This is a genomic window from Solwaraspora sp. WMMB762 (assembly GCF_049179115.1).
GTDB lineage: Bacteria > Actinomycetota > Actinomycetes > Mycobacteriales > Micromonosporaceae > Micromonospora_E.
In genome coordinates this window covers 4,669,670-4,694,779 of sequence record NZ_JBMHMD010000001.1, presented here as the reverse complement: position 1 = coordinate 4,694,779, position 25,110 = coordinate 4,669,670, and the positions used below count along the sequence as shown (strand labels likewise).

The following is a 25,110-nucleotide window of genomic DNA, read 5'->3' as shown; positions in this document are numbered from 1 at the left end:
GTACCTGACGAACGTGAGCGACCTTCAGGCGAGGCTGCTCCGCGACCGGGGAGGCCGGCTCGGTGAGCGTCGACGAGGTCAAGGCTCAACTGGGCAAGGGCCTGGAGAGCGCCCGTAGCGGCAGGAACACCTTGCAACAGGCGGCCGCTGCGGCGGGCGAGGCACTGGAGTTGGCGACCTACACCTGCCAGGGCAGCAACCACGAACGGGCGACCGACGCCCTGACCAAGGCCACGTCCGCGCTCCGCGAGATCAAGTTGGCGATCGCCCGGCTGGACGCCGGCACCGAGCTGGTCGACACGTACCGCGCGGGTTTGTGATGGCTGGGACGGTCGCCGAAGTCATCGCGCAGCTCGCTCGGGCATCGACCGGTCTCAGCTCGGCCGCCGCGACGGCCCTGCGTGCCCAACAGGAAGTGACCGACGCGCACCGGTCCCTTTCCGCCGCGAGCGCAGGAGCGTCGGCGCACGTTGTCACGAACGCGACCACCGAGTGGAAGACCGCCGCAGACAAGGCCGGAAAGGTCGCCCGCCTGCTCATGGAGGCCGTCGGGCACCTCAACGCCTACGCCAACCGTATCGCCCCCGGCTCGGCACCCACCGAACCCACGCTCACCGGCCCAACCGGCGAAGAACTCCTCACCGACACAACCCGCCGCTCGGATGCCCGCCGAGGGCCCGGCAGCTTCTTCAACAAGATGGCACGCAAGTCTGAGGACGTGCAGGACACCGGCAAGAGCATGGTCGAGCTGGGGCAGGAGGCGATCCGCGTGCTCGGCGGCCCACGCGGTCCGAGCGGCGCACAGACCAGCCACACCGGTACGCCGAACGCCGTCGTCCCAACCCATTCTGTCCGGATCGACCCGCCGGAGGCAGGTGGCCATATCCTCATCCTCGGGCTGATCGCCGGCATCACGGTCAACCGTGCGGTGAACGTCGCACGCGAGCAGATAGCGAGGTACCTGAAACGTGAGCGCCGACCAGAACCGCAGTGACCTGATCCGTGCCATGGCCCGGGGAGACTGGGGCACGGCCGATCGGCTCCTCGCCGAGATCGGCGACAAAGGGCTCCGAGAAGGGCCGCAGACCATCACCGCTGCCTTCTTCGTTGCGGTGCAACGACGCTTCGGCGAGACACTCGACCTGCAGCAGATCGCCAACTTCGTCGCGACGACCCGTCAGCGGTACGCGGACGGTCACGAACTGCCCGCCCTGGCGATGGAGGGCATGATCCGAGGAGCACTCGGCGAAGCAGACCTACTCGACGATATCGCTCCGGACGTAGCCTTCTCGGCGCAAATCGTGATCCTCGGGACGCTGCTGCAGGACGAACAGTGGACCGAGGCCGAGCTGGAGGATTTCATCCACGAGGTCGAGCAGACCGCCGCCCAGTACATGTAGCCGTGCAGACCCGGATTGCGGAAGTCTTGTAACTGCTGGTTGAGGTACCATAACCATATGGCGCTGAAGAAGACGACGGTGATGGTCGACGAAGATGACCTGAGGGTCATCAAGGAGGCTGCGGCGAGGGAAGGCCGTCCGGAGTCGGAGTACTTCCGGGAGGCGTTCCGTATCGCGGCGCTGCGGGCGCGTCGTTGGTCGGGTGACTGGGACATACCGGAGATCGGTTTCGGAGGGCCGGTGAGCGACGACGATGTGCGGGCAGCGGTCGCGGAGGCTACGGATCGCAAGTACGGATCGGCCGGCCGCGCTGCATGATCGTTGTCGGTGACACCTCTGGCTTGGTAGCCGCGTTCAACATCGACGATCCCGAGCATGCTGCTGCGCGCAGGGCTTTCGCCGGGGCGTCCGCGACGGTGATCTCACCGTTGGTGTTCGCGGAGATCGAGCACATCATCACCCGGAACGTGGACCGCAAGGCGGCGCACGCCGTGCAGGACTGGCTGCTGGGCCAGGAACGGAATCTCCGGGTCCTGGTCCCGGAGGTGACCGCGACCGCGCTGCGCCGGGCCCGCACGGTCCAGTCGCAGTACGCGGCGCTGAGGTTGGATCTCGCCGACGCGGTGAACGTTGTGCTTGCCGAGCAGTACGAGACGGACGCGGTGTTGACGCTGGACCGGCGGGACTTTCGGGCCATCCGCCCGTTGAGCAGTCATGCGGCTTTCCGGATCCTGCCCGACGACCTGTGAAAAGCCCAGTGCCGGAGGACGGTCTGCCGCTGCCCAGCCGACCTATCGACTGCCTTCGTGTGCCGTTAGCATGCGCATGTGTGGGGTGTGCGTCGTCCACCGTCCGATTTGAGCAGACGGGCACGATCGTTCGTTGCCGCTCACGGGGTGTGGCTCGACGTGCCGCCGGTGAGTCAATTTCGTGATGCGTGGCTGGAGGCGCGGATTCCTGACGAGGTCATCGATCGCGCCGAGAGGTATCAGACCCGGTTGGGTGGCCTTGTCCTGCCGTCCGCGCCGGGCATGCCCGAGGACGCCGCCGGCCCTCGGATGCTCAGCGTGGGCGCACCGGAGTGGGAAGACACGTCTGCTTCCCAAGGATGGTTCTTCGAGGCTGGGCCGCAACGCACCGCTGTGCCGTACTCGTTCCTGATCGGTCCGGACGGGACGTTCGGTATCGCCGGTGGCGATGATGATCGGTGGGTCCCGTTGCACGGCAGCATCGAAGGCTGGGTCGAAGCCCTGGCTCTGGCGTATGCGGCGATGGACATCGCGGACACGGTCACCCGGCTGACCGGTTCGGCCGTCGACCGGCTCGACCTGACCGCCATGCAACCGGTCGCACAGGTCGGCGGCATCGCGAACGGCTGGTGGTACCGACCGGGCCTGCTGGCCGCCGTGTACACGGGCGAGGCGGAACTGTTCGCGCGGCCGGCCTACCGCACTGCCTACCTGTACGCCGGCAACATCGATGAGCAGTGGTTGTGACGTGTTGCCGAATCGGCTGGGGATCGGGGCCGGGTGGCGCAGTCGGCAAAGACGAGGACGAAGTGTGGGCTTGGGATCATTGCTCGGGTGGCGGCCTGCCGACATCCCCGAGGCTGTCCAGGAGTCGTTCCCGAGCGTGGTGCAGCCGCTCGGCGTAGTCGGGCATGAATATTTCGACCAGCGATCTGTCCAACGTCCCCGCGATCATGTACAAGGGCGACCATACCGCGGGCTCCTGGTTGATCAGGCTGTCGAAGGCGGACGTGCCTATTATCCTGTCCAGCCAGTCGGACAGCACGAGCGCCTGATCCCTGGTGAGCTTGATCGTGAAATCCTCATCAGCCACCCGCAGAGGCTACTGGACCTGCACTCGGCAACACCTGACAAGCGTTGCCGCCAGCCGCCGCTCCCGGGGCCGGGCAACGCGAAGGGATCTGCGGGAAGGAAGCAGCCGTAGTCCTGCAGCGGTTGCTCATCGTCGATGACCACCTGTTGCAGCCTGCCGGCGGGCGACAGACCATCCAGCCGGTCGTGGACCCGTACGCCAGGCAGGGGCCCACCGACACCGACCACGTCGTCGTTCGCAGCGTCGGCCGCGAGCGTTCCGTCCCGATCGAGCAGGGCGTGTACGGCGTCGTAAACATCAGCCACCGCCTCGGCCGCCTCGGCATCGGTCATGCCCGGACTGCGATCACGATGCGCCTGCCGTGCCGCTGCCATCAGCCGGTCCGGATCCACCACGACGACATCGCGTCGTGTCCGGATGCTGATCGTCATGCCCGCTGTCGGTTCCCCGGCACCCGCCATGCCGCGAGGGTAGCTCCAACAGGCCGCGTCGCGTTCGTGGGTAGTGGGTAGCGGGAGCGGTACTACCTTGACCGTAGACCTGTGGCGACTATCGACATGTAGCGCGATCAGCGGCCCGATCGCGGTTGGCGGATGGGGAGCAGCCCGATGGAGCATGCCGGGAGGTCACAACTCCGGTCCGGACAAGGGCGCTGCGCCAGATGCTGAACGACTGGGACCTCCTCGGCGTTGGGGAGCTATACGCGGGCGATGACGGGTACGACTGTCTACTCGGACCGCTACTGACGAGGCTGGCCGCCGGGGCAGACGCAGACGACGTCGCATGCTTTTTGCGGGACAGGATTGAGGGCCACTTCGGACTCGACCTTACCGACGTAGATGTCGCCGACTTCGCCGCCAGAGCTGTGGCCTGGTGGCGGGCCGAAGAATCGCGGCCAGCGGCGTAGTTCTTCCAATCAGCGCCGACCAGCACCAAGCCCTCGCGTCGGTCTCAGGCCCATACGCCAGGCCGTGCTCCACCGACGTCCAAGCACGTCGTCGAGCAGGTCCCGAACGACTGCCCATACCATCCTCGAAGACTGCCCGACGTTTGTGCGCGAGTTGAGGGCTGGGGTACGTAATTCGGCGAGAATTAGGTACCCCAGCCCTCAACTCGTGAGCGTTCTGCGCGGCGACGACCCGGTAACTGGGCGACTCGGCGCGGCAGGCGGACCTCGACCAACCCGAGGTCAGGGGTGAGGTGAAGGAAGGCGTACGGGTAGGCAGTGGTCAGACGGCGAAGTCGGCTGGGCGGTCGGTGGCTGCCTTCGGCGGGGTGGCCTGCCACATGCCCAGCTTCTGGGCGCCCAGTCGGCTCAGGTACGCCGGGTTGAGGATCACGTACCGGCGCCAGAGTCGTTTCGGCTCCAGCCCGAGCCGCCACAGCCACTCCAGGCCGGCACGCTGCATCCAGGATGGCGGCTTGCGCAGCAGGCCGGCGTGGTAGTCGAAGGCCGCACCGACCGCCATCAGCGGCATGTCCAGCAGCGGGCGCATGGCGTACGCGAAGACCTCCTGGCGGGGGCAGCCCAGCCCGACCAGCACCAGCCGGGCCCCTGAGTCCCGAATACGTTCGGCGATCTCCGCATCCTCACCAGGGCCGACGGCGCGGAACTTGGACGGCTCGACCCCGGCGAACTTCAACGCCGGGAACATCTGCTCCAGCTTCGGCACCAGCCGGTCCAGCGTCTCCTCGGTGGATCCGTACAGGTAGACCGGCAGCCCTTCGTCGGCGCAGCGCTGCAGCACCCGCAGGGTGAGGGTAGGGCCATAGACCCGGTCTTTCAGCCCTGCTCCATGCAGCAGGTTGAGTCCCCAGCGGACCGGTTGGCCGTCCGGGGTGACCAGGTCGAACGAGTTGAGCCGGGCGTTGTGCGCCGGGTCGTGGACCCCGGTCATCACCCCGTGTACGGCGAGCGCGGTCAGCGCCAGCGGCCGGCGCTCTCGGGCGGCGTCGATCACCCGCTCGGTGGCGGCCTCGTAGTCGACGGAGTCGACCAGCACCCCGAGCAGGTTGCGTTTGCCCTGGTCGATCATTTCCCGGGCACCCACTTGTCGACGTTGGCCTGGTAGATCTCCTGCAGGATCATCGGCACGTCGTAGACCTGCTTCCAGCCAGGGTAGTCCCGCTGGAAAGCGGCGTTCGAGCCGATCCACCACTGGTGGTCGCCGACCCGGTTCGCCTCCTGGTACTCGGTGATCATCTCCTGGCCGGTGATCTGCTCGGCGATGGCGAACGCCTCCAGGTGCGAGCAGTTGGAGTGCCGGCCGCCGCCCAGGTTGTAGACCGCCGCCGGGCGTGGGTCGCGGAAGAACGCCTCGAACGCGGAGACCACGTCGTGGCTGTGGATGGCGTCGCGGACCATTTTGCCGCCGTACCCGAAGATCTTGTAGGTCCGTCGCTCCATGTTGCAGCGCATCAGGTAGCCGAGGAAGCCGTGCAGCTCGGTCGCCGAGTGCGCCGGGCCGGTCAGCGTGCCGCCCCGGAAGCAGGCGGTACGGATGCCGAAGTAGCGGCCGTACTCCTGCACCATGATGTCGGCGGCGACCTTCGACGCGCCGAACACCGAGTGCAGGCAGGCGTCGATCGACATGTCCTCGGTGATCCCACCGGCGTACGGGTGGTCCGGGGCGATCTCCCAGCGGGTCTCCTGCTCGATCAGCGGCAGGCTGTTCGGCCGGTCGCCGTACACCTTGTTGGTGGAGCAGTGGATCACCGGTGCCTCGGGGCAGTGCTCCCGGACGTTCTGCAGCACGTTCAGCGTGCCGCCGGCGTTGACGTCGAAGTCGGTGAACGGGTCGCGCACCGCCCAGTCGTGCGACGGCTGGGCGGCGGTGTGGATCACCACGGCGATGTCCCGGCCGTACCGCCGGAACAGGCCCGCCAGGGCGTCGCGGTCGCGGATGTCGACCGCTTCATGGGTGTACGCCGCACCGAGGTCGCGCCGCAGCAGCTCGACGTTCCAGGCGGTGGACGCCTCGGGGCCGAAGAACTCGCGGCGCATGTCGTTGTCGATGCCCACCACGTCCAGGCCGAGTCCGGCGAAGTGCCGGGCCGCCTCCGATCCGATCAGACCGCCGGAACCGGTAACCAACGCGACGCTCACACGACACTCCTGAGCTGGGGGGTGGAGTAAACGGTCAACAGGATATCCGGGCGATATGTGAAGAAGGCCCCGCCGTCCGGCGGAGCCTTCTTGATCGTTGCTAGCTGGCCAAGGCGGCTGGTGCCGCCCGGCCTGCTGGTGGGGAAGGGGGGAGTTGAACCCCCACGCCCTTTCGGGCACACGGACCTGAACCGTGCGCGTCTGCCATTCCGCCACTTCCCCGGATGCTGTCCGGGACAGTCGGTAGAAGACTAACCCGGCCGGTCCTTCCCGATCCCGGTGGGGGTGTCGGTCGGGGCCACCCGCTGGCAGGTGCCGGGACATACTACGCTGTCCCTGGTCGCCCCGAGCTAAATATCGCCCGCGACGCCTGGCGAAGAGTAGCACGGGGCGGGTCGGTCGTTCGGGACAGGCAGGGAGCGGTGGTCGATCGGCGTGCGGGTGGCACGGGCGACGGCCGGATACCATCATGTCCTCGGAACCCGAGGAGGAGCCGGTGAGCGTGCTGCAACGCTTCGAGAAGCGTCTGGAAGGCCTAGTCGAAGGGGCCTTCGCCAAGGTGTTCAAGGGTGTCGTGCACCCGGTGGAGATCCTCAACGCGATGCAGCGGGAGGCTGAGGCCCACAAGGCGATCCTGGCTGGAGGGCGCACGCTGGTGCCCAACCGCTACGTGATCGATCTCTCGCCGTACGACCACAGCCGGCTGGCTCCGTACGCGGCTGCCCTGGCCCAGGAGCTCGCCCAGTCGCAGGCCGAGTTCATCGGTGAGCAGGCCTGGACGGTCTACGGCGACGTGATCGTCGAGATCGAGCGGGGCGACGGGCTGGACACCGGGATGTTCCGGGTAACCGCCGAAGTCTTCACCGGCGGCGACGTCGCGCCGGTGCAGCAGCCCGGGTACGACATGCCCGGCGGTGGTCAGGGCGGCTATCCGCCGTACGACCAGCAGGGCGGGGGGTACGGCCAACCGCCGCACTCGCCGGCCGGCGCCCGCAACGTACGGCTGGTCTCGGGTGACGGGCGGACCTATCCGCTGCAGATGGGTTCGACCGTGATCGGCCGAGGCGACCAGGCCAATCTGCGACTGCCGGACGTGGGGATCTCCCGCCGACACGCCCGGCTCGACTTCGACGGTGCCCAGGTGGTGCTGACCGATCTGGGGTCGACCAACGGGACCATGGTCAACGGGCAGCGGGTCTCCGCGGTGGCCCTGAACCCCGGTGACATGATCCAGCTCGGGACGACCACGCTCACGTTCCGAGTGGATGGCTAACCTTGCCCGAATTCGTCGTTGCCGTCGCCCGGGTCGGCTTCATCGTCCTGCTGTGGATCTTCGTGTTCACGGTGGTGGGGGTGATCCGTCGGGATCTGTTCGCCGGTGCCCGGTCCAGCCGCCTGGTCGCGGCTCCGCGCGGGGTCAGCAGCAGTACGGCACCGGCCCGGCCGGCCAAGGTCAAACGGGGGCGGGCCGCTCATCAGCTCGTAGTGACCGCAGGGCAGCTGGCCGGGACAAAAATTACCTTGGGTGAGTCTCCGATTACGATAGGTCGGGCGGAGGACTCCACCCTGGTGATCACCGATGACTACGCGTCGGCGCGACACGCCCGGCTGATGCCCCGGGACGGCCAGTGGTTCATCGAAGACACGGGTTCCACTAACGGGACCTACCTGGACCGCGCTAAGGTCACCGGACCTACCCCCGTACCCCTCGCCGTGCCGATCCGGATCGGCCGCACATCTCTTGAGTTACGGCCATGACTCTGACCCTGCGCTATGCCGCCCACAGTGACCGCGGACTGATCCGTGACGGAAACCAGGACTCCGTCTACGCCGGGCCGCGGCTGCTCGCCGTGGCCGACGGCATGGGCGGGATGGCCGCCGGTGACGTCGCCAGCAATCTCGTCATCGGGGCACTGGCCCCGCTCGACGAGGACGTCCCCGGCGACGCCATGGTCGACGCCCTACGCGGCGCTGTCGGCCTGGCCAACCAGCACCTGCGGGACACCGTCGACGCCAACCCTCATCTGGAGGGGATGGGCACCACGCTGACCGCGACGCTCTTCTCCGGCAGCAAGATCGGCATGGTGCACATCGGCGACTCCCGGGCGTACCTGCTGCGCAACGGGGAGTTCGCGCAGATCACCAAGGACGACACCTACGTCCAGATGCTGGTCGACGAGGGCCGGATCAGCGCCGAGGAAGCCAGCAGCCACCCCCAGCGGTCGCTGCTGACCCGGGCGCTGGACGGCCGGGACATCGACCCGGAGTACTCGGTACGCCAGGTCGTCGCGGGCGACCGCTACCTGATCTGCAGCGACGGGCTGTCCGGCGTGGTCAGCCCGGACACCATCGCCGAGACGCTGCGCGAGTACACCGACCCGGGCAAGTGCGTCGAACGCCTGGTCCAGCTGGCGCTGCGCGGCGGCGGCCCGGACAACATCACCGTCGTGGTGGCCGACGCCACCGACCAGAGCATCCACGAGCAGGCCCCGATCGTCGGCGGTGCCGCCGCCCGCGACCGGGGCATGGCCACCGCCGCCGACGACTCCACCCCGGCCGCCCGGGCCTCCGCGCTGTCCGCGCCACGGGCCGCCGTGCCGGAGCCGGTCGCCGCCGCTGCCGCGTCGGACGACGAGCCGCAACGCCCCCGCCGCCGGCCGCTGCGCGCGGCGATCGTGCTGGTCGTGCTGGTCGGCATCCTCGGTGGCGGGGTCTGGGCCGGCTGGGCCTACACCCAGCGGCAGTACTACGTCGGCGCCACCGGCGACGGTCAGCTGGCGATCTTCCAGGGCATGCCGGGCGAGGTGGCCGGCGTCAGCCTCTCCACCGTGCACCAGACGAGCGACCTCGCCCTGGACGACCTGACCACCGTCGCCCAGGACCGGGTCAAGCGCGGCATCCACGCCGGCAGCGAAGCCGAGGCGCAGCGGCACCTGCTGGAACTCACCCGGGACGACCCGGGCAACCCCAACCTGAAGCCGATCTGCCCACCGACGCCCTCCCCGACCCCGACCCCGTCGCCGACGCCTACGCCGTCGGCGGAGGCCGACGTGACCGGATCGCCGGGTGCGACACCCGAGGGCCTTGTCTCCGGATCACCGACCGGCCCGGCGGGCAGCCCGTCGCCGGGCGGCACCCCGAGCCCGTCCGGTGCCCCGGAGAGCTCCCCGGACGCCCCGCCGGTCGAGCCGGTCCCGCCGGTGACCAACCCGGCCGGCTGCCGGACGGTCGGCTGAGCCGGCGAGCGAGGTGAAGGAAACCCAGTGACCGCTTCAGTCGGACCCGCCCCGCCGGCCATCACCGGTGAGATGCCGCGGATCCGCCCCATCAGGACGCGGCGAAACGCCGAACTCGGCCTGTTGGCCCTCGCGCTCGCCGTGGTCGCGCTCTACTCGGCCGCGGCCGAAGCCGCCGTGCTCGGCACCATCCGGCCCGGCTTCTGGGTGCCGACCGCCGTGGTCGGCGCGGTCTTCGTCGGCCTGCACCTGGTCATCCGGTTCTTCGCCCCGCACGCCGACCCGGCCCTGCTGCCGGCGGTGGCCCTGCTCAACGGCATCGGCGTCGGATTCCTGCGCCGCTACGACCTGGCCCAGGTGGCCGCCGCCGAGCGGATCGACTACCCGATCTTCGCCGGCACCGGCGGGCGGCAACTGGCCTGGACCCTGGCCGCCGTGGTGCTCGCCGCCGGGCTGCTCGTCCTGGTCCGCGACCACCAGGTCGTCGCCCGGTACGCGTACACCCTCGGGCTGGCCGGCATCGTGCTGGTGCTGATCCCGGCGGTGCTGCCGGCGCGGTACTCCGAGGTCAACGGCGCCAAGCTGTGGATCATGGTCGGCGGCTTCTCCATTCAGCCCGGCGAGTTCGCCAAGCTGGCCCTGCTGTCCTTCTTCGCGTACTACCTGGTCCGTAAGCGGGAAGTGCTGTCGCTGGCCAGCCGGCGGGTGCTCGGGATCGACTTCCCCCGGGGCCGCGACCTCGGCCCGGTGCTGGTGGTCTGGCTGCTCAGCGTCCTGGTCCTGGTCTTCCAGAAGGACCTCGGGACGTCGCTGCTCTACTTCGGCATGTTCGTGGTGACGCTGTACGTCGCCACCGAACGGGTCAGCTGGTTGATCATCGGTCTGCTGCTGTTCTTCGGCGGGGCGTTCCTGGCGTACCACCTGGGCAACATCGTCGGCGGCCCGTTCGCCAACTTCTACCAGCGGGCCAACATCTGGCTCGACCCGTTCTCCGACCCGTACAACGACGGTTATCAACTGGTCCAGGGCCTGCTCGGGCTCGGCACCGGCGGGCTGTTCGGCGCCGGACCCGGCGGCGGCCAGCCGCTGAAGGTGCCGGAGGTGCACAACGACTTCATCTTCGCCGGCCTCGGCGAGGAGATCGGCCTGTTCGGGCTCTCCGCACTGCTGGTCGTCTACCTGCTGGTCGCCGAGCGCGGGCTGCGGGCCGGTCTGGCGGTACGCGACTCGTTCGGCAAGCTGCTCGCCGGCGGCCTGGCGTTCACCCTTTCCCTGCAGGTCTTCGTGATCGTCGGCGGGATCAGCGGGCTGATCCCGCTGACCGGTCAGACCACCCCGTTCCTGTCCGCCGGTGGCTCGTCGCTGATGGCGAACTGGCTGCTGGTGGCGATGCTGCTGCGGATCTCCGACGCCGGCCGTCGGCCGGTGGTGGGGGCCGAGCCCCGGCCGCCCGGTGCGCCGGCCGGACCACCTGCCCAGTTGCACGGCGCGCCGACGGAGGTGATCCGCCGATGAACGCCCCACTGCGCCGAGTCGGCGTGGTCATCATGGTTCTGTTCGGCCTGCTCTTCGTCAACCTCAACTGGGTCCAGGGCTACAAGGCAGAGGAGTACCGCACCAGCGACTACAACGGCCGGGTGCAGGTCGCCGAGTACGACCGGCAACGCGGCAACATCGAAGCCGGCGCCCGGGCCCTGGCAACCAGCACGCCGACCGACGGCGAACTGCAGTACCTGCGGACCTACCCGGACAACGAGCTCTACGCGCACGTGATCGGCTACAAGCCGGTCAACCTGGCCGCCACCGGCGTGGAGAAGGCTGAGAACGAGTTCCTCGCCGGCACCAGCGACCAACTCTTCGCCGACCGGGTCCGGGACCTGTTCACCGGTGAGGAGACCGGCGGCGGGAACGTGCTGCTCACCATCAACCGGCGGGCGCAGGAGACGGCGTACCGGCAGCTGCTGGACAACCGGGTCGGCGTCGACGTGGGCGCGGCGGTGGCGCTCGATCCGCGTACCGGCGCGCTGCAGGCCCTGGTGTCGCTGCCCAGCTTCGATCCGAACCCGCTGGCCAGCCACGACACCGGAGCGGCCCAGGATGCCTTCAACGAGCTGGACAGCGACCCGAACCGCCCGCTGAACAACCGGGCCCTCGGCGAGGTGCTGCCACCCGGCTCCACCTTCAAGGTCGTCGTCGCGGCGGCGGCCCTGGAGAACGGCACCACCGTCGAGACGCCGATCTCCGCCGGCCCGGTCTACCGGCATCCCGACTCCGGCACCGACATCCGCAACGCCGTCGACTCCATCTGCCCACAGGACGAGGTCACCCTGATCACCGCCCTGACCGACTCCTGCAACACCGGCTTCGCCAAGCTGGGCGTGGAGCTCGGCGCCGAGACGGTCAAGGCCAAGGCCCGCGACTTCGGCTTCGAGGACGAGGAGCTGGTCGTCGGCCGGACCAGCGGCGACGACGGCCTGCCGGTCGCGGCCAGCCGGACCGGCGACATCGCCAACCCGGACGGCAGCGAGGACGGCGCGGCGCTGGCCCAGTCGTCGATCGGCCAAAACAACGTCCGGATGACCCCGCTGGAAGGCGCGATGATCGCGGCGGCGGTGGCCAACGGCGGCAGCCAGATGCGTCCGTACGTGATCCAGCAGCTGCTGCACGCCGACCGCACCAGCAGCTACTACACCGCGGACCCGCGGGAGCTGCGCCAGTCGGTGAGCGGGTCGGTCGCCGCCGACCTGCAGGAGATGATGGTCAGCGTGGTGCGCAACGGCACCGGCCGCAACGCCCGGATCGACGGCTACACCGTCGGCGGCAAGACCGGCACCGCCCAGGCCGGCGAGGGCGACGAGGACCACGGGTGGTTCATCGGTTTCGTCACGTCTGAGGACGGTGAGCCGATCTCGGCGGTCTGCGTACTGCTGGAAGGTGCCGGCGGCGGCGGCAGCGGGGAAGCGGCCCGGATCGCCGGGCAGATCATGCGGGCCCTCGTCGCCGAGCGTGAGGGGCGATGAGATGCTGAGCTCCGGAGTCCTGCTCGGCGGCCGCTACCGGCTCGACGAGCGCATCGCCAGCGGCGGGATGGGCGACGTGTGGCGCGGCACCGACGAGGTGCTCGGCCGTACCGTCGCGGTCAAGAGCCTGCTTCCCGCGCTGCTGGAGGAGCCGGGCTTCGCTGAGCGGTTCCGCGGCGAGGCCCGCACCATGGCCACCATCAACCATCCCGGCGTGGTCGACGTCTACGACTACGGCAGCGACAAGCACATCGCCTTCCTGGTGATGGAGTACGTCGAGGGCGACGCGCTGTCGCGCACCCTGTCCCGGGTCGGGCGGCTCACCCCGGCCCGCACCATGGCGCTGATCGCCCAGGCCGCCGACGCGCTGCACGCGGCCCACGAGAAGGGCATCGTGCACCGCGACGTCAAGCCGGGCAACCTGCTGGTACGCCCCAACGGCACGCTGGTGCTGACCGACTTCGGCATCGCCCGCTCAGAGATCGTCGGCCAGTTGACCGCCGCCGGCTCGGTGCTCGGCACCGCCTCGTACATCTCCCCGGAGCAGGCGTCCGGCGCGGTCGCGACGCCGGCTTCCGACGTGTACGCGCTCGGCGTGGTCGCCTACCAGTGTCTGTCCGGTCGGCGGCCGTTCGAGGGCGACAATCCGCTGGAAATCGCCATGAAGCACGTGCGTGAGGTGCCGCGCGCGCTGCCGTCGGACATCCCACCCGTGGTCCGCAGCTTCGTTGAGCGCGCGCTCGCCAAGGATCCTTCGGCACGCTGGCAGAGCGCCGCCACGATGGCCGCCGTCTCCCGGCAGGCCGCCACCACACTCGCCGGCCAGGCCCGGCCACCGGCCGGCCCGCCCCGACCACCACACGCCCAGCAACACCCGGGCCAGCAACATCCCGGCCAGCAGCATCCGGGCCAGCACCCGGCCGCGCCCCGGCCCACCTCGGCGGCGCCGGTCTCGCCGATGGCGTCCGGCCCCGCACCCATGTCCCCCGGGCCGATGTCGCCGGGCCCGATGTCGCCGGGGCCGATGCACCCCGGCTCGGTGCCGCCCAATTCGGTGCCGCCCGGTCAGCGGCCGCCGCCGGGGCAGCCGATGCCCGGACCACCCGGCTACCGGCCCGCCACCGCGCCGATGATGCCGGGCGGGTATCCGGCCGGCTACCATCACCCTGCCACCCCGGCGCGGCAGCCCCTTCCCGCGTCGGGTCGTCCACCCAACCCGTACGGCTACAACCGGCCACCAGCCCCGCCCCAGCGGTCAGGTGGCCTGCACCGGCAAGTGTTCACCGTCCTGGCGATCATCCTCGGAGCGTTGATCGTGCTGCTCTGCACCGGGCTGGTCGCTTACCAGATCATCGACAGCGCCAGCAATTCGGCCGCTCTGGGGCAACCCGTCGTGCGATTGGTTACGGCTGAGAACCAGATGGCAGCCGGACACGTCGAAACCAGCGTGGGACCCGTACCGTCGATGGAAGCACCCGACTTGGTCCGATCCGATGACGACCAGACGAGCGAAGGACGACAAGGACGATGACCGCGCAGGCCCGCCTGCTAGGTGGCAGGTACCAGGTCGGCGAGTTGCTCGGCTATGGCGGAATGGCCGAGGTTCACCGCGGCCGTGACCTGCGGCTCGGCCGTGACGTCGCGATCAAGATGCTGCGCACCGACCTGGCCCGGGACCGGACCTTCCAGGAACGTTTCCGGCGCGAGGCGCAGAACTCCGCCTCGCTCAACCACCCGGCGATCGTCGCGGTCTACGACACCGGCGAAGAGTACGCCGCCACCGGCGAGACGCTGCCGTTCATCGTGATGGAGTTCGTCAACGGCCGCACCCTCAAGGAGGTGCTCGCCGCCGAGGGCCGGCTGCACCCGCGTCGGGCCCTGGAATACTGCGCCGACGTCTGCGCCGCACTGGAGTTCAGCCACCGGCACGGCATCATCCACCGGGACATCAAGCCCGGCAACGTCATGCTCACCCAGACCGACCAGGTCAAGGTGATGGACTTCGGCATCGCCCGCGCACTGGCCAGCGGCGCGACCACGATGACCCAGACGTCGGCGGTGATCGGCACCGCGCAGTACCTCTCCCCGGAGCAGGCCCGGGGCGAGTCGGTGGACGCCCGGTCCGACGTCTACGCGGCCGGCTGCGTGCTGTTCGAGCTGCTCTGCGGCCATCCGCCGTTCGTCGGCGACAGCCCGGTCAGCGTCGCCTACCAGCACGTCCGGGAGGACCCTCGGGCGCCGAGCGAGATCAACCGGGACGTCACCCCGGCGATCGACGCGATCGTGTTGAAGGCGCTGGCCAAGAACCCGGTCAACCGCTACCAGAGCGCCGGCGAGATGCGCGCCGACCTGCTGCGCGCCGCCTCCGGCCGGCCGGTGCTGGCCACCCCGGTGCTGCGCGACGACGAAACCGTCGCGATGGGCGCTACCGGGCGTACCGGCTCGACCCAGCGGATCCCCGGCGGCGTCGGCGGCCCGCCGCCGAAGCGGACCTCGCCGGCGGTCATCGCCGGGCTCAGCGCGCTGGGCGTCTTCGCGGTGATCGCCCTGGCCACCGGGCTGATCTGGATGAACTCCGGCCCCGACGAGCCGGTCACCGTCGATCTGCCCAACCTGGTCGGCGCGCAGATCGAACAGGCCCAGCTGACCCTCACCAACCTGCAGCTGACAGCGGATGTCACCAGCCGCGACGACCCGAACTGCACCCTCAACACCGTCGTCGATCAGTCGCCGAAGCCGGGCGCCGTCGAGCCGGGCACCGAGGTGGCCCTCACCGTCTGCGCCGGCCCGGGCACGGTCCAGGTCCCGGACGTGGAGGGCTTCACCCGCAGCGCCGCCGAGCAACGGCTCACCGACCTCGACCTGATCGCCGTCTTCGAAGAGGTGGACAGCTCGGCACCGAAGGACCAGGTGGTCGAGGTGCCCAGCGTCGGCGAGATGGTGGAGGTGGGCAGCGAGGTCAAGGTGCTCGTCTCGCTCAACAATCTGCGGAACGTGCCGAACGTCGTCGGCCGCACCGAAGCCGAAGCCGTCGCGAGGCTGGAGAATGCTGGCTTCGACCCCCGGGTGATCGACGGGGAGGAAGTCGACCCGGCCGATGCCGGCATCGTCACCAGCCAGAGCCCGAACAACGGCGAGCACCGGGTCAACTCCCGGGTGGAGATCGTGGTCTCCCAGCCCCGGCAGGAGGAGGAGCCGTCGCCGGACCCGACCGGCAGCCCGTCGCCGACCGGATCGCCTCCGACGACCAGTCCGCCGCCGGGCGACGGTGACGGCGGTGGTGGCTCCGCTGGCGGCTCCAGCACGCCGGGCGGCGGGACCGGCGGTGGGACGGGCGGCCTGCTGCCCACGGCGACCGTTTCTCGACTGTTCGACTGAGTCTTCCGGCTGTTCAACTTAGCCGCGGCCGGCGCTCCCAGGGGCCAGGCCCGGGCTCAGGCCGACACGAACGCCGCTCGCCGCCGGGTCTCCACCTCGGCGGCGAGTCGCGGTGCCCGCTGCCGGGCCTGCGGCAGACCGCAGCCGGCCAGCCAGTTCGCCAGCATCAGATGGCCGCCCTCGGTGAGCACCGACTCGGGGTGGAACTGCACCCCCTCGACCGGCAGGTTCCGGTGCCGCATCGCCATCACCACCCCGGACGAGGTACGCCCGGTGACCTCGATCTCGGCCGGCAGACTGTCCTCGCGTACCGCCAGGGAGTGGTAGCGGGTGGCGGTGAACGGGTCCGGCAGCCCGGCCAGCACCCCGACGTCCCGATGCTCGACCAGCGAGGTCTTGCCGTGCAGCAGCTCGGGAGCGCGTTCGACGACTCCGCCGAACGCGGCACCGATCGCCTGGTGACCGAGGCAGACACCGAGGATCGGCAGCTGTCCGGCGTACCGCTCGATGACCTCCAGGCAGATGCCGGCGCTGTCCGGCGCACCCGGCCCGGGGGAGAGCAGCACACCGGCCGCGCCGAGCCGGCCGACCTCGTCGACGGAGATCTCGTCGTTGCGTCGGACGTCGCAGTCGGCACCCAGCTGGCCGAGGTACTGCACCAGGTTGAACACGAACGAGTCGTAGTTGTCGATCACCAGTACGCGCACGCGGACACCTGACTCTAGTCGCCGTTCTCATCGGGTACGGGATTGTTCGTCTCGGTGTCGTACGGCAGCTCGTAGTCGTCGGCGCCGCCACCGTCCGGATCGCCGTCGGTGCCGCCGTCGGCCGGACCACCGTCACCGGGGTCGGTACCGGTGCCGCCGCCGTCCTCGGTCACCTGGACGTCGTCGAACGGCAGCAGCGGCTCCGCCCACGGGAAGACCACGTACCAGAGCAGGATGACCGTCAGCCCGGCGAGCAGCGCCGAACCGATCAGCTTGCCGGGCGTGCCGAACGGGAGCTTGCGCCAGATCCAGGCGTACATGGCTCAGCCGCCGAGTTCCGCCGGTCGGCCATCGGCCTTGGGCTGGCTGCGGACCAGCTCCGCGTGCACGATCAGCCGCTGGTAGTTGTCGAACTTCGGGTGGCAGGTGGTCAGGGTCAGCATCGCCTCGGTCGGCTGCGCCCTGCGGTCGCCGGGTACGGCGGCGACCACCTCGGTCTGGTTCGGCAGCACGATGTGGTTGCGGGTGACCGCGTACACGTGCCAGGTGTCCCGGTCCTCGACGACGATCGTGTCGCCGTCGCCCAGCTCGTCCAGCCGCCAGAAGGTGGCCCGGTTGCGGTGCCCGGCCACCGAGAAGTTGCCGATCTCCCCGGGTCCGGCGCTGTCCGGGTAGTGGCCCGGTGCGTACCGGATGTCGTCCTGGCCGACGCCCTCGACGACGATCCAGTTCTTGTCCAGCTTCGGAATGTAGAGCCCGGCGACCGGGGTGCCCTGCACCTGGATGGTGGGGGACGCCTCGGGCTCGGGCGTCGGGCCGTCGCTGACGACCGGCTCGGGCACTTCGGCCCACTGCTGGGCGAGCTGTTCGCTGAGCTCGTCCTGGTGGGCGTTTACGATGACCGACTTGCCCCAGATTTCGTAGCCGGCAAAGAGCAGCACCACCATGCCGAAGGTGATCAGCAGCTCCCCGGTGACCCGGGCGGTGGCGCGCAGCGCGGTCCAGATCGTCGGTCGGGTCAGTTCGGAGTACACGCTCTTGTAACCGGTGTCGGTGCGCTCCGGTCGCAACTTGACCACCCGCTCACCGCGGCGGGGTGCGGCACCGTGGCGCTCTCCGGGGTCAGGATCCCGCCCGCTGCCGGTCGGTGACTCACCGTTCGACGGCGGCTGGTAGCTGCTGATCACGACCGGTAGCACCGTGGTGGATGCGGCCGGCTCGGCCGGGTAGGCGGGGATGACAGCGGTGCGGGCGGCATCGTCGCGCTCCGGCTGTCGGGGGCGCTGGTACTGGGCCAGTTGCTGGGGCGAGTAGCCGGGCGGGTGCTGATGCGCCGGGGGTGTCGGGCCCGGCGCCGTTGCCGGGTTCGGCCCGGTGAAGCGGGGAAGCACCGTGGTCGAGTCGTCGGTGTGGTACGCGCGGTGCCGGCCCGAGTCGTGCGGTTGGTCGGGATGGCCGGGCGCCCCTGGACGGCCGGGCACCCCGGGCCGGGTCATCGCGCCGACTCCGGAACGGTGGTGTGCCGCAGCGCTGCCGATCCGTCGAACGCCGGCACGGTCAGCTCGGCTTCGACGGTCTCCTGGTAGCCCAGCTGGAAGTGGGTCACGGCGTCCCTGAACAACTGCACCCCTTCGGAGTCGGCCAGCGCCTGCTGCAGGGCGCTGGGGTCACCGATCGCGGCGATCCGAAATGGGGGCGAGTAGACCCCGCCGTGCAACAACAGCGTGTTCCCGACACAGCGTACCGCGCTGGTCGCCAACACCCGTACATTCATGATTGACATCGCTTCGGCGCCGCCGGCCCACAGTGCGTTGACCACTGCCTGTACGTCGCTCTGGTGCACCACCAGGTCGTCGTTGCTGGCACCGTCCGGCAGGTCGGTCAGCCGCGGCGCGTCGTCGAGTTCGATGATGACGCCCGGGCCGGCCAGCGCGGTGAAGCCGGCCGCCGACCGGTTCGCGTCGATCCGGGCCTGCTGCCGGGCGATCGGCTCGTCGGACCCGGCGACCAGCTCCGTCTGCTGGTCGACCTGGTCGCGCAGTTGGGCGGCGCGCTCCTCGGCGGCGGCGAGCTGGGTACGTCGGTCGTCGATCAGCTGCGCGAGTTGTGGTCGGCGGTCCTCCCGCAGGCTGGTGCCGCTGGCGGTGGTGGCGGTGGTGGTGAACAGCAGGCCGGCGAGCAGCGCGATCAGCGGTACGCCGGCGGACCAGCCGGGCTGCTCCGCGCCGCGCCGGCGACGCAGCAGCCCGCGAACGGCGCGCCGGACCACGTCCCGCCAGGACGCGCTGCCGGAGGTGTACTCCACCTCGGCCCCCTTCCCGCCTGCCAGCCATCGACAAGTGTCCGCATAATGGACCACCTGAGCGGTCTATCGCACCTGGTGGACCTGGTTGTGCCCAAATGTCGCTGCTGCCGTGCTGCGGCCCGTGGCCGGATCGCGGCAACTTGACTACGCTAGCTCTTGAACATTATTGGCCATGGACCGTCGCCGCTGCGTCCGGTTGCCGGGCCGGATGATAGCCACCAGGAGAGCGTCGTGCCCAAGTCGCAGGTTCGCAAGAAGAAGGTCTACACCCCGCCGACCGACGTCCGCCCGACCCAGACGGCTGCCACCCGCAAGCCGAGTCCGGTCTGGCTGCCGATCAGCGCCGTCTCGTTGATCGTCTTCGGCATCGGCTGGCTGGTCGTCTACTACCTGTCGGAGACCGCCTACCCGGTCGCCTCCTGGGGCTACTGGAACCTGGCGATCGGGTTCGGTGCCATGGTGAGTTCGCTGATCCTGCTCTCCCGCTGGCGCTGACCCGGTTCACAGTCGGTCCGCAGTCGGCCCGTCAGTGCCACCCAAGGTCGGTCGGTGTCCACGAGGATGCCGGCCGACCTGCTGTTTTGTCGGGGGGGCGGGCGCTGGCGTGGCGGCGACGCTGCCATAGGGTGGCGAGTACCGGGCGCCGGTGCGGTGCGACGCTCGTCACATTACCCATGGGTAACTTGGCGGTAGGCTGAAGCTCCGTGGCCGGCCTTCCGGTCACTCTGCCGCTCGTCCGCAGCACACCGGGAGGCCAACGAATGGGTACGGTCCAGATCGTCACCACGGTGGTCGCCGCCATCGTCACCGCCGTCGCGGTGGTGCTCGCCGGCCGGGCGGTCTGGCAGTTCGTCTCGATCATCCGACTCGGCAAGGCCGATCCGCACCGCACCGGTGACCCGGCCACCCGGGCGAAGGTGATGCTGAGCGAGACCCTCGGCCACACCCGAATGCTCAAATGGAGCGTCGTCGGGGCGGCCCACTGGTTCGTCATGGTCGCCTTCATCGTGCTCTCCATCCTCGTGCTGGAGGCGTACTTCGAGGTGGTCGACGCCGGCGGCGGCATCCCGGTGATCGGCGGTTGGCTGCTGTACGGGCTGGTCACCGAGCTCATCTCGATCCTCGGCATGGCGGGTATCGGCGTGCTCATCGGGATCCGGTTGGCGAACCGGCCGACCCGGACCGGCGGCCGGTCCCGGTTCACCGGCTCGACCATGTGGCAGGGCTACTTCGTCGAAGCCGTCGTGCTCGCCGTACTGATCTGCGGCTTCTTGATCCGCGGCTTCCGGGTGGCCACCGACCACTTCGACTTCCCGGTCTGGGCCACTCCGGTGAGCCACGCCCTCGGCGCGGTCCTGCCCGCCTCCGAATCGGCGATCAGCATCACCGCCCTGATCAAGATCCTCATCTCGATGACCTGGCTGATCGTCATCGCGTTGACGCTGACCATGGGGGTGGCCTGGCACCGGTTCGCCGCCTTCTTCAACATCTACTTCAAGCGGGACCCCGGCCGGCCCAACTCCGGCCTCGGCGCGCTGCGGCCGATGATGAGCGACGGCAAGCCGCTCGACTTCGAGGAGGCCGACCCGGAGTCCGATCAGTTCGGGGTCGCCCAGGTCGAACAGTTCAGCTGGAAGGGCCTGCTCGACTTCACCACCTGTACGGAGTGTGGCCGCTGCCAGTCGCAGTGCCCGGCCTGGAACACCGGTAAGCCGCTGTCACCGAAACTGTTGGTGCTGTCGCTGCGTGACCACGCCTACGCCAAGGCGCCGTACCTGCTCGCCGGCGGCGGCAAGGACCTCACCGGCGAGGAGAAGGGTACGGCCGAACAACTCGCCAAGGTCGACGCCCTGGCGCTGGCCGAGGCCGACCGTCCGCTGATCGGCGGCGCCGACGACGGCGGCGTCATCGACCCGGACGTGCTCTGGTCGTGCACCACCTGCGGGGCCTGCGTGGAGCAGTGCCCGGTGGACATCGAACACGTCGACCACATCGTCGACATGCGCCGCTACCAGGTGCTGATCGAGTCGAGCTTCCCCAGCGAGGCCGGCGTGATGCTGCGTAACCTGGAGAACAAGGGCAACCCGTGGGGTGCTCCGCCGAACACCCGGGAGGACTGGACCAAGGGGCTCGACTTCGCGGTCCCCCGGGTCGGCGAGGTGGACGACTTCGAGTACCTGTTCTGGGTCGGCTGCGCCGGCGCGTTCGAGGACCGGGCCAAGAAGACCACCCGCGCGGTGGCGACCCTGCTGCACGAAGCCGGCGTCGACTTCGCCATCCTCGGCGAGGGCGAGACCTGCACCGGCGACCCGGCCCGGCGGATCGGCAACGAGTTCGTCTTCCAGATGCTGGCCCAGCAGAACGTCGAGACCCTCAACGAGGCGTTCGGCGACCGGGAGCCGGCGAAACGCAAGATCGTCGCGACCTGCCCGCACTGCTTCAACACCCTCGGCAACGAGTACGGCCAGCTCGGCGGCCACTTCGAGGTCGTACACCACACCCAGCTGCTGGCCCACCTGGTCGCCGCCGGCAAGCTCACCCCGGTCACCCCGGTCGACGGTGGGTTGACCTACCACGACCCGTGCTACCTGGGCCGGCACAACCGGGTGTTCAGCCCGCCCCGGGAGGTGCTCGGCGCCGCGTTGACCGCAGGTGCCGAGGCGGGCGGCGACGCGGCCCAGCTGCGGGAGATGCCGCGCAACTCCGAACGCTCGTTCTGCTGCGGTGCGGGCGGGGCGAGGATGTGGATGGAGGAGCGGATCGGCAAGCGGGTCAACGTCGACCGGGTCGAGGAGGCGCTCTCCACCGGGGCACAGACCATCGCGGTCGGTTGCCCGTTCTGCTACACCATGCTCGGCGACGGGGTCACCGGCAAGCAGTCCAGTGGCGCGGCGGGCGAGAACGTCGAGGTCGTCGATGTGGCGACGGTGCTGCTCAGGTCGGTCAAGCCAGCGGTAGCATCTTCGGCGTCACCGTCACCGTCATCTTCGGCGGCGTCGACGTCGGCCGAGGAGTAGGGAGAAGCGGGTGCTGGGTTGGGCCCGCGAATTCCTCTCCCAGCCCTGGCCGTTCCTCACCCTGGCGGCGCTGGCCGGCGTGAGCCTGCTGGTGCACCGGCCGCTCGCCGTACGGCTCGGCTGGGCGCGCTGGCCGACGCTCGGGATGCTTCTCAGCGCCACCGCGATCGCCGCGCTCACCCTGCCGCCGGCACCGACCGGGTCCGGCGTACCGGTCGCTCCCGGGGCTTCCGTTTCCGGCCCGAACGGGGAGGTCCTCGCCGCCTGCCTCCGGTCGCTCACCGACCCGGCGGTGCTGTGGTCCGGGCTGGTCACGGTCGACTCGCTCGGTGAACGGGTCGGCAACGTGGCGATGTTCGTGCCGCTGGCGTTCTGCACGGTGCTGGCGGTCCGCCGGCCGGCCCTGGCCACCGGGCTGCTCCTGCTGGCCCCGGTCGTCGTCGAGGTCGCCCAGGCGGTGCTCGGCGTCGGCCGCGAGTGTGTCGGCTACGACTGGGTCAACAACGCGACCGGGGCGCTGATCGGGGCGGTCGGCGGCGGTGTGGTCCGGTTGCTGTGGCGGCGGTTCGCGCCGTCGCCTACCGGGGTCAGCTAGCTGCCAGTCGCGACGTCGGTGGCGGTGAAGACGCTGCGGGCGACCGTCGCCCGGTACCCGTCGACGACGTCGGTGGTCGCGGCGATCGGCCAGGCCGCCGGCCCGAGCACCGCGGGCGGCCGGCGCCGCGCGTCCGAAGGCCGTGCAGCACCGACGTCCGGCACGTCGAGTGCGTTCAGCAGGCAGGCCAACGCGGCGGTACGTGGTCCGACCGGTCCGGCGCCGCGCTCGGCGGCGGCCAGCCGTCGCCGGGTCTCCGTCTCGGCGGGCGGTTCGACGCCGTCCGGCGGAGCGAACCTGGTCCGGGGCAGCACCCAGAGCACCCGGTCCCGTTCCCGGCGGAGCACCCCCGAGGCGACCAGCCCGTCGAGTACCTCATCGACTACACCGTGGGACAGATCGACCACCCAGTCGCGGGTCGCGCGGCCAGGCTCGGCCTGGATCCTGGTCCGTACCTGGTCGAGCAGCTCCCGACCGTGGCCTCGACCCGGGGCTCCGCCGGGCGCGTACCCGCCGGCGGGATCGTCGTCGGCCTGGCTGTCGTCGGCTGGGTTGCCGCCGGTCGGGCTGTCGTCGGCCAGCACCCGGCCGTCTGCGTCAATCGCAATCTGCCCGCCGACGGCGAGGTCGCACAACACCGCCCCGGCGACGGCGTAGTCGAGCTCTGGGGAAGCGACGGTCGCGGTCCCGGAATCGTCATAGCTGAGCAGGACCAGCTCCTCCGCGAGGCTGAGCGACTCCATGTCATCACGCTAACCGCCCATACCGGTGACCGCAGGAGAAGCGGTAGTTGCGGGAGAAGCAGCTGCTACGGGAGAAGCAGTGCTGCGGGCGGCGCCGAGCGGTTGCCACGGAGGAAGCAGAGGCGGCAGGCGGTCTTGAACGAACACCGCGCTTTCCAATAAGGTGATGCACCGACCGCTGCGGATGTCGGCCTCCGTACCCCCCGCCCGTGAGGCCCCAGCGATCGAACCATTGAAGGAGTCGCTGCCAATGGCACGTGCGCTCGCAAATTCGCACATCCATCGTCACAGTGGGTCCCGATATCGACGCGGAGAGCATCGACCTTTACGGCTCTTGCGGCGCAGTGCGATCACACTGTTGCTCGCCGTAATCGCGTTGGTCTCCCCGGCTGGGCCGGCCCACGCCGAGCCGACGCTGGCTGAGATCGAAGCCGAGTTGGACGCCCAGTGGCTGAAACTGGAACCGGTCATCGAGCAGTACAACAAGGTGCACAGCGAGCTCAAGGCCAACGAGAAGAAAGCGGCCGCGCTCGACGAGAAGATCCGCCCCCTGTCCCTGCAGGCCAACCTGGCGGCGGACGAGATCGGCGAGGTTGCCAACCGCTACTACCGGACCGGGCCGTCGAGTGAACTGAACGCCCTGCTCCGGACCGGATCACCGACCAGCCTGGCGGATCAGCTCGTGGTGCTGGACCGAATCTCCAAGCGTCGGCAGGAAAAGATCACCGCTGTTCTGGAGACCCGGGACCGCTATCTCGCCGAACGGCAGACGCTGGACGAGTTGATCACGAAGCAGCAGGCACAGGACAAGACGCTCGCCGAGCAGCGCAAGACCATCGACGCCGAGATCAAGCGCCTGGAACGGGCGCGCAACGCCGCGTACCAGTCCACCGGCTACACCGGCGGATCCGGTGCCTCCGGCCCGTGTCCGGCGGTGTCGGTCGGCGGAGCCGCCGGAACCGCGGTCCGCACCGCGTGCGCACAGCTCGGTAAGCCGTACGTCTGGGGTGCCACCGGGCCGAACGCCTTCGACTGTTCCGGCCTGACCCAGTACGCCTGGGCAAGTGCCGGTGTCAGCCTCACGCATTACACCGGAACTCAGTGGAATCAGGGCAGTTCGGTCAGCCGCGCCAACGCCAAGCCCGGGGATCTCGTATTCTTCTTTAGTGATCTGCATCACGTGGGGATCTACATCGGTAATGGCCTGATGGTGCACGCTCCCCGCGCGGGTCAACCCGTGCAGATGGAGAACATCGACAACATGCCGCTCGCCGGGTTCAAGCGGGTCGGCTGATCGCGGCAGGTCAGCCAGCCCGCCGAGGCAATCTGAGTGGCGCGCGTTGGTCGGCCGAACGTACGGGCGGACCGGTATGAACGGGCCGGTCCGCCCGGCAAAATTCGAACGCTTGAACGATGGCAGCCTATGCACGATACGCAATCGTCTGCGTACTCAATGAGATAGTCCATGTTCTCGCTTGCGTAGCGAGAACGCCGCTCTCTACCCTTGGGGATCGTCGAGTCGGGAGGACGTCAACCAACCGGGTTGACCTCGGCCTGACACCGCCTAATCGCCGTCTGACGGCGAGCCGGGGACCCACGGCACTCCTGGGGTGAATCCGCAGGCCACCTGCGGTAGGGCGTCTCCTTTCCGCCCGAACCCGTCAGCTAACCCGGTAGGCGGTCTGGGGAGAAGGAGTCCGGTGGCTACGAGCGCCCCTCGGCGATACCTCCGGTGGTCCAGCCGTGACCATCGGCGAAAAA

At 69.6% G+C, this 25,110-nt stretch carries 25 protein-coding genes, 1 tRNA gene, 1 pseudogene and 1 riboswitch; of the genes and pseudogenes, 18 read left to right on the top strand and 9 right to left on the bottom strand.

Annotated features, from left to right (window positions below; all coding sequences use genetic code 11):
* The first annotated feature begins 62 nt into the window (after positions 1 to 62).
* The 6 genes from ACN27J_RS20905 to ACN27J_RS20880 all read left to right on the top strand — a co-directional run bounded on the left by ACN27J_RS20905 (position 63) and on the right by ACN27J_RS20880 (position 2,896).
* Positions 63 to 320, top strand: a complete 258-nt coding sequence (locus tag ACN27J_RS20905; RefSeq protein WP_421368727.1) for a hypothetical protein — start codon at positions 63 to 65, stop codon at positions 318 to 320.
* Positions 320 to 994, top strand: coding sequence for a hypothetical protein (locus ACN27J_RS20900; protein WP_421368725.1), 675 nt, complete (start codon positions 320 to 322; stop codon positions 992 to 994). Before ACN27J_RS20905 ends, ACN27J_RS20900 begins: the two co-directional genes overlap by 1 nt.
* A complete protein-coding gene (locus ACN27J_RS20895; protein ID WP_421368723.1) occupies positions 969 to 1,400 on the top strand; it encodes a hypothetical protein in 432 nt (143 codons plus the stop codon). The genes ACN27J_RS20900 and ACN27J_RS20895 overlap by 26 nt, the downstream gene beginning before the upstream one ends.
* Before the next feature lie 57 nt (positions 1,401 to 1,457).
* Entirely contained in the window at positions 1,458 to 1,718 is a 261-nt protein-coding gene (locus tag ACN27J_RS20890) for a ribbon-helix-helix protein, CopG family (RefSeq protein ID WP_416614859.1), read from the top strand.
* Between the two features lie 23 nt (positions 1,719 to 1,741).
* On the top strand, positions 1,742 to 2,149 hold the full coding sequence (locus tag ACN27J_RS20885) for a PIN domain-containing protein (protein ID WP_416614861.1): 408 nt from the start codon (positions 1,742 to 1,744) through the stop codon (positions 2,147 to 2,149).
* Between the two features lie 147 nt (positions 2,150 to 2,296).
* Complete coding sequence (locus ACN27J_RS20880; protein WP_416614862.1) at positions 2,297 to 2,896, top strand: hypothetical protein; 600 nt, start codon at positions 2,297 to 2,299, stop codon at positions 2,894 to 2,896.
* A 76-nt stretch (positions 2,897 to 2,972) separates the two neighbouring features.
* Here ACN27J_RS20880 and ACN27J_RS20875 read toward each other — a convergent pair whose 3' ends face one another.
* On the bottom strand, positions 2,973 to 3,242 hold the full coding sequence (locus tag ACN27J_RS20875; protein ID WP_421368719.1) for a hypothetical protein: 270 nt from the start codon (positions 3,240 to 3,242) through the stop codon (positions 2,973 to 2,975).
* Between the two features lie 122 nt (positions 3,243 to 3,364).
* Between ACN27J_RS20875 and ACN27J_RS20870 the strand changes: the two genes are divergently transcribed.
* Positions 3,365 to 3,754: a hypothetical protein gene (locus ACN27J_RS20870; RefSeq protein ID WP_421368718.1), complete on the top strand. Its 390-nt coding sequence runs from the start codon at positions 3,365 to 3,367 to the stop codon at positions 3,752 to 3,754.
* Between the two features lie 717 nt (positions 3,755 to 4,471).
* On the opposite strand, the gene ACN27J_RS20865 is transcribed toward ACN27J_RS20870, so the two are convergent.
* The 3 genes from ACN27J_RS20865 to ACN27J_RS20855 form a co-directional block, all read right to left on the bottom strand.
* On the bottom strand, positions 4,472 to 5,278 hold the full coding sequence (locus ACN27J_RS20865) for a WecB/TagA/CpsF family glycosyltransferase (RefSeq protein WP_421372362.1): 807 nt from the start codon (positions 5,276 to 5,278) through the stop codon (positions 4,472 to 4,474).
* The gene (locus ACN27J_RS20860; protein WP_421368716.1) at positions 5,275 to 6,348 is read right to left on the bottom strand and encodes an NAD-dependent epimerase/dehydratase family protein; all 1,074 of its coding nucleotides are present in this window, start codon (positions 6,346 to 6,348) and stop codon (positions 5,275 to 5,277) included. Before ACN27J_RS20860 ends, ACN27J_RS20865 begins: the two co-directional genes overlap by 4 nt.
* Before the next feature lie 136 nt (positions 6,349 to 6,484).
* A tRNA-Leu gene (locus ACN27J_RS20855) sits at positions 6,485 to 6,570 on the bottom strand.
* A 247-nt stretch (positions 6,571 to 6,817) separates the two neighbouring features.
* Between ACN27J_RS20855 and ACN27J_RS20850 the strand changes: the two genes are divergently transcribed.
* The 7 genes from ACN27J_RS20850 to pknB all read left to right on the top strand — a co-directional run bounded on the left by ACN27J_RS20850 (position 6,818) and on the right by pknB (position 15,982).
* Complete coding sequence (locus tag ACN27J_RS20850) at positions 6,818 to 7,621, top strand: FhaA domain-containing protein (protein ID WP_123606559.1); 804 nt, start codon at positions 6,818 to 6,820, stop codon at positions 7,619 to 7,621.
* Between the two features lie 2 nt (positions 7,622 to 7,623).
* Positions 7,624 to 8,106, top strand: coding sequence for an FHA domain-containing protein FhaB/FipA (locus ACN27J_RS20845; RefSeq protein ID WP_278172744.1), 483 nt, complete (start codon positions 7,624 to 7,626; stop codon positions 8,104 to 8,106).
* Positions 8,103 to 9,584, top strand: coding sequence for a PP2C family protein-serine/threonine phosphatase (locus ACN27J_RS20840; protein ID WP_421368713.1), 1,482 nt, complete (start codon positions 8,103 to 8,105; stop codon positions 9,582 to 9,584). The genes ACN27J_RS20845 and ACN27J_RS20840 overlap by 4 nt, the downstream gene beginning before the upstream one ends.
* Before the next feature lie 72 nt (positions 9,585 to 9,656).
* The gene (locus ACN27J_RS20835) at positions 9,657 to 11,099 is read left to right on the top strand and encodes an FtsW/RodA/SpoVE family cell cycle protein (protein WP_421372359.1); all 1,443 of its coding nucleotides are present in this window, start codon (positions 9,657 to 9,659) and stop codon (positions 11,097 to 11,099) included.
* A complete protein-coding gene (locus ACN27J_RS20830; protein ID WP_421368711.1) occupies positions 11,096 to 12,604 on the top strand; it encodes a penicillin-binding transpeptidase domain-containing protein in 1,509 nt (502 codons plus the stop codon). The genes ACN27J_RS20835 and ACN27J_RS20830 overlap by 4 nt, the downstream gene beginning before the upstream one ends.
* Position 12,605: 1 nt before the next feature.
* Positions 12,606 to 14,135, top strand: a complete 1,530-nt coding sequence (locus ACN27J_RS20825) for a protein kinase domain-containing protein (protein WP_421368710.1) — start codon at positions 12,606 to 12,608, stop codon at positions 14,133 to 14,135.
* Positions 14,132 to 15,982, top strand: a complete 1,851-nt coding sequence (pknB, locus tag ACN27J_RS20820) for a Stk1 family PASTA domain-containing Ser/Thr kinase (RefSeq protein ID WP_421368708.1) — start codon at positions 14,132 to 14,134, stop codon at positions 15,980 to 15,982. Before ACN27J_RS20825 ends, pknB begins: the two co-directional genes overlap by 4 nt.
* Before the next feature lie 56 nt (positions 15,983 to 16,038).
* Here the strand turns inward: pknB and ACN27J_RS20815 are convergent, their stop codons facing one another.
* The 4 genes and pseudogenes from ACN27J_RS20815 to ACN27J_RS20800 all read right to left on the bottom strand — a co-directional run bounded on the left by ACN27J_RS20815 (position 16,039) and on the right by ACN27J_RS20800 (position 18,994).
* Positions 16,039 to 16,689 carry an aminodeoxychorismate/anthranilate synthase component II gene (locus ACN27J_RS20815; protein ID WP_421368706.1) on the bottom strand — a complete coding sequence of 217 codons (651 nt, stop codon included), beginning with the start codon at positions 16,687 to 16,689 and terminating at the stop codon, positions 16,039 to 16,041.
* A gap of 14 nt (positions 16,690 to 16,703) precedes the next feature.
* Positions 16,704 to 17,009, bottom strand: a complete 306-nt coding sequence (locus ACN27J_RS20810) for a hypothetical protein (protein ID WP_421368704.1) — start codon at positions 17,007 to 17,009, stop codon at positions 16,704 to 16,706.
* A gap of 3 nt (positions 17,010 to 17,012) precedes the next feature.
* Positions 17,013 to 17,792 (bottom strand): annotated as a pseudogene (locus ACN27J_RS20805) (class E sortase); the annotation flags it as partial.
* Positions 17,793 to 18,181: 389 nt separating this feature from the next.
* Positions 18,182 to 18,994, bottom strand: a complete 813-nt coding sequence (locus ACN27J_RS20800; RefSeq protein ID WP_278172730.1) for a DUF881 domain-containing protein — start codon at positions 18,992 to 18,994, stop codon at positions 18,182 to 18,184.
* Positions 18,995 to 19,225: 231 nt separating this feature from the next.
* Here ACN27J_RS20800 and ACN27J_RS20795 point away from each other — a divergent pair, with 231 nt between their 5' ends.
* From ACN27J_RS20795 to ACN27J_RS20785, 3 genes are all read left to right on the top strand, one after another.
* Complete coding sequence (locus ACN27J_RS20795) at positions 19,226 to 19,489, top strand: cell division protein CrgA (RefSeq protein ID WP_123606549.1); 264 nt, start codon at positions 19,226 to 19,228, stop codon at positions 19,487 to 19,489.
* Positions 19,490 to 19,755: 266 nt separating this feature from the next.
* Positions 19,756 to 22,011, top strand: coding sequence for a heterodisulfide reductase-related iron-sulfur binding cluster (locus ACN27J_RS20790; protein WP_421368700.1), 2,256 nt, complete (start codon positions 19,756 to 19,758; stop codon positions 22,009 to 22,011).
* Positions 22,012 to 22,021: 10 nt separating this feature from the next.
* Entirely contained in the window at positions 22,022 to 22,606 is a 585-nt protein-coding gene (locus tag ACN27J_RS20785) for a VanZ family protein (RefSeq protein ID WP_421368698.1), read from the top strand.
* Here ACN27J_RS20785 and ACN27J_RS20780 read toward each other — a convergent pair.
* Positions 22,603 to 23,349 (bottom strand): GOLPH3/VPS74 family protein, encoded by a 747-nt coding sequence (locus tag ACN27J_RS20780; RefSeq protein ID WP_421368696.1) that lies wholly within the window; start codon positions 23,347 to 23,349, stop codon positions 22,603 to 22,605. The genes ACN27J_RS20785 and ACN27J_RS20780 overlap by 4 nt on opposite strands.
* Before the next feature lie 250 nt (positions 23,350 to 23,599).
* Here ACN27J_RS20780 and ACN27J_RS20775 point away from each other — a divergent pair, with 250 nt between their 5' ends.
* On the top strand, positions 23,600 to 24,643 hold the full coding sequence (locus ACN27J_RS20775; RefSeq protein ID WP_421368693.1) for an NlpC/P60 family protein: 1,044 nt from the start codon (positions 23,600 to 23,602) through the stop codon (positions 24,641 to 24,643).
* Between the two features lie 257 nt (positions 24,644 to 24,900).
* Positions 24,901 to 25,044, top strand: a riboswitch (cyclic di-AMP (ydaO/yuaA leader).
* The last annotated feature ends 66 nt before the right edge of the window (positions 25,045 to 25,110 follow it).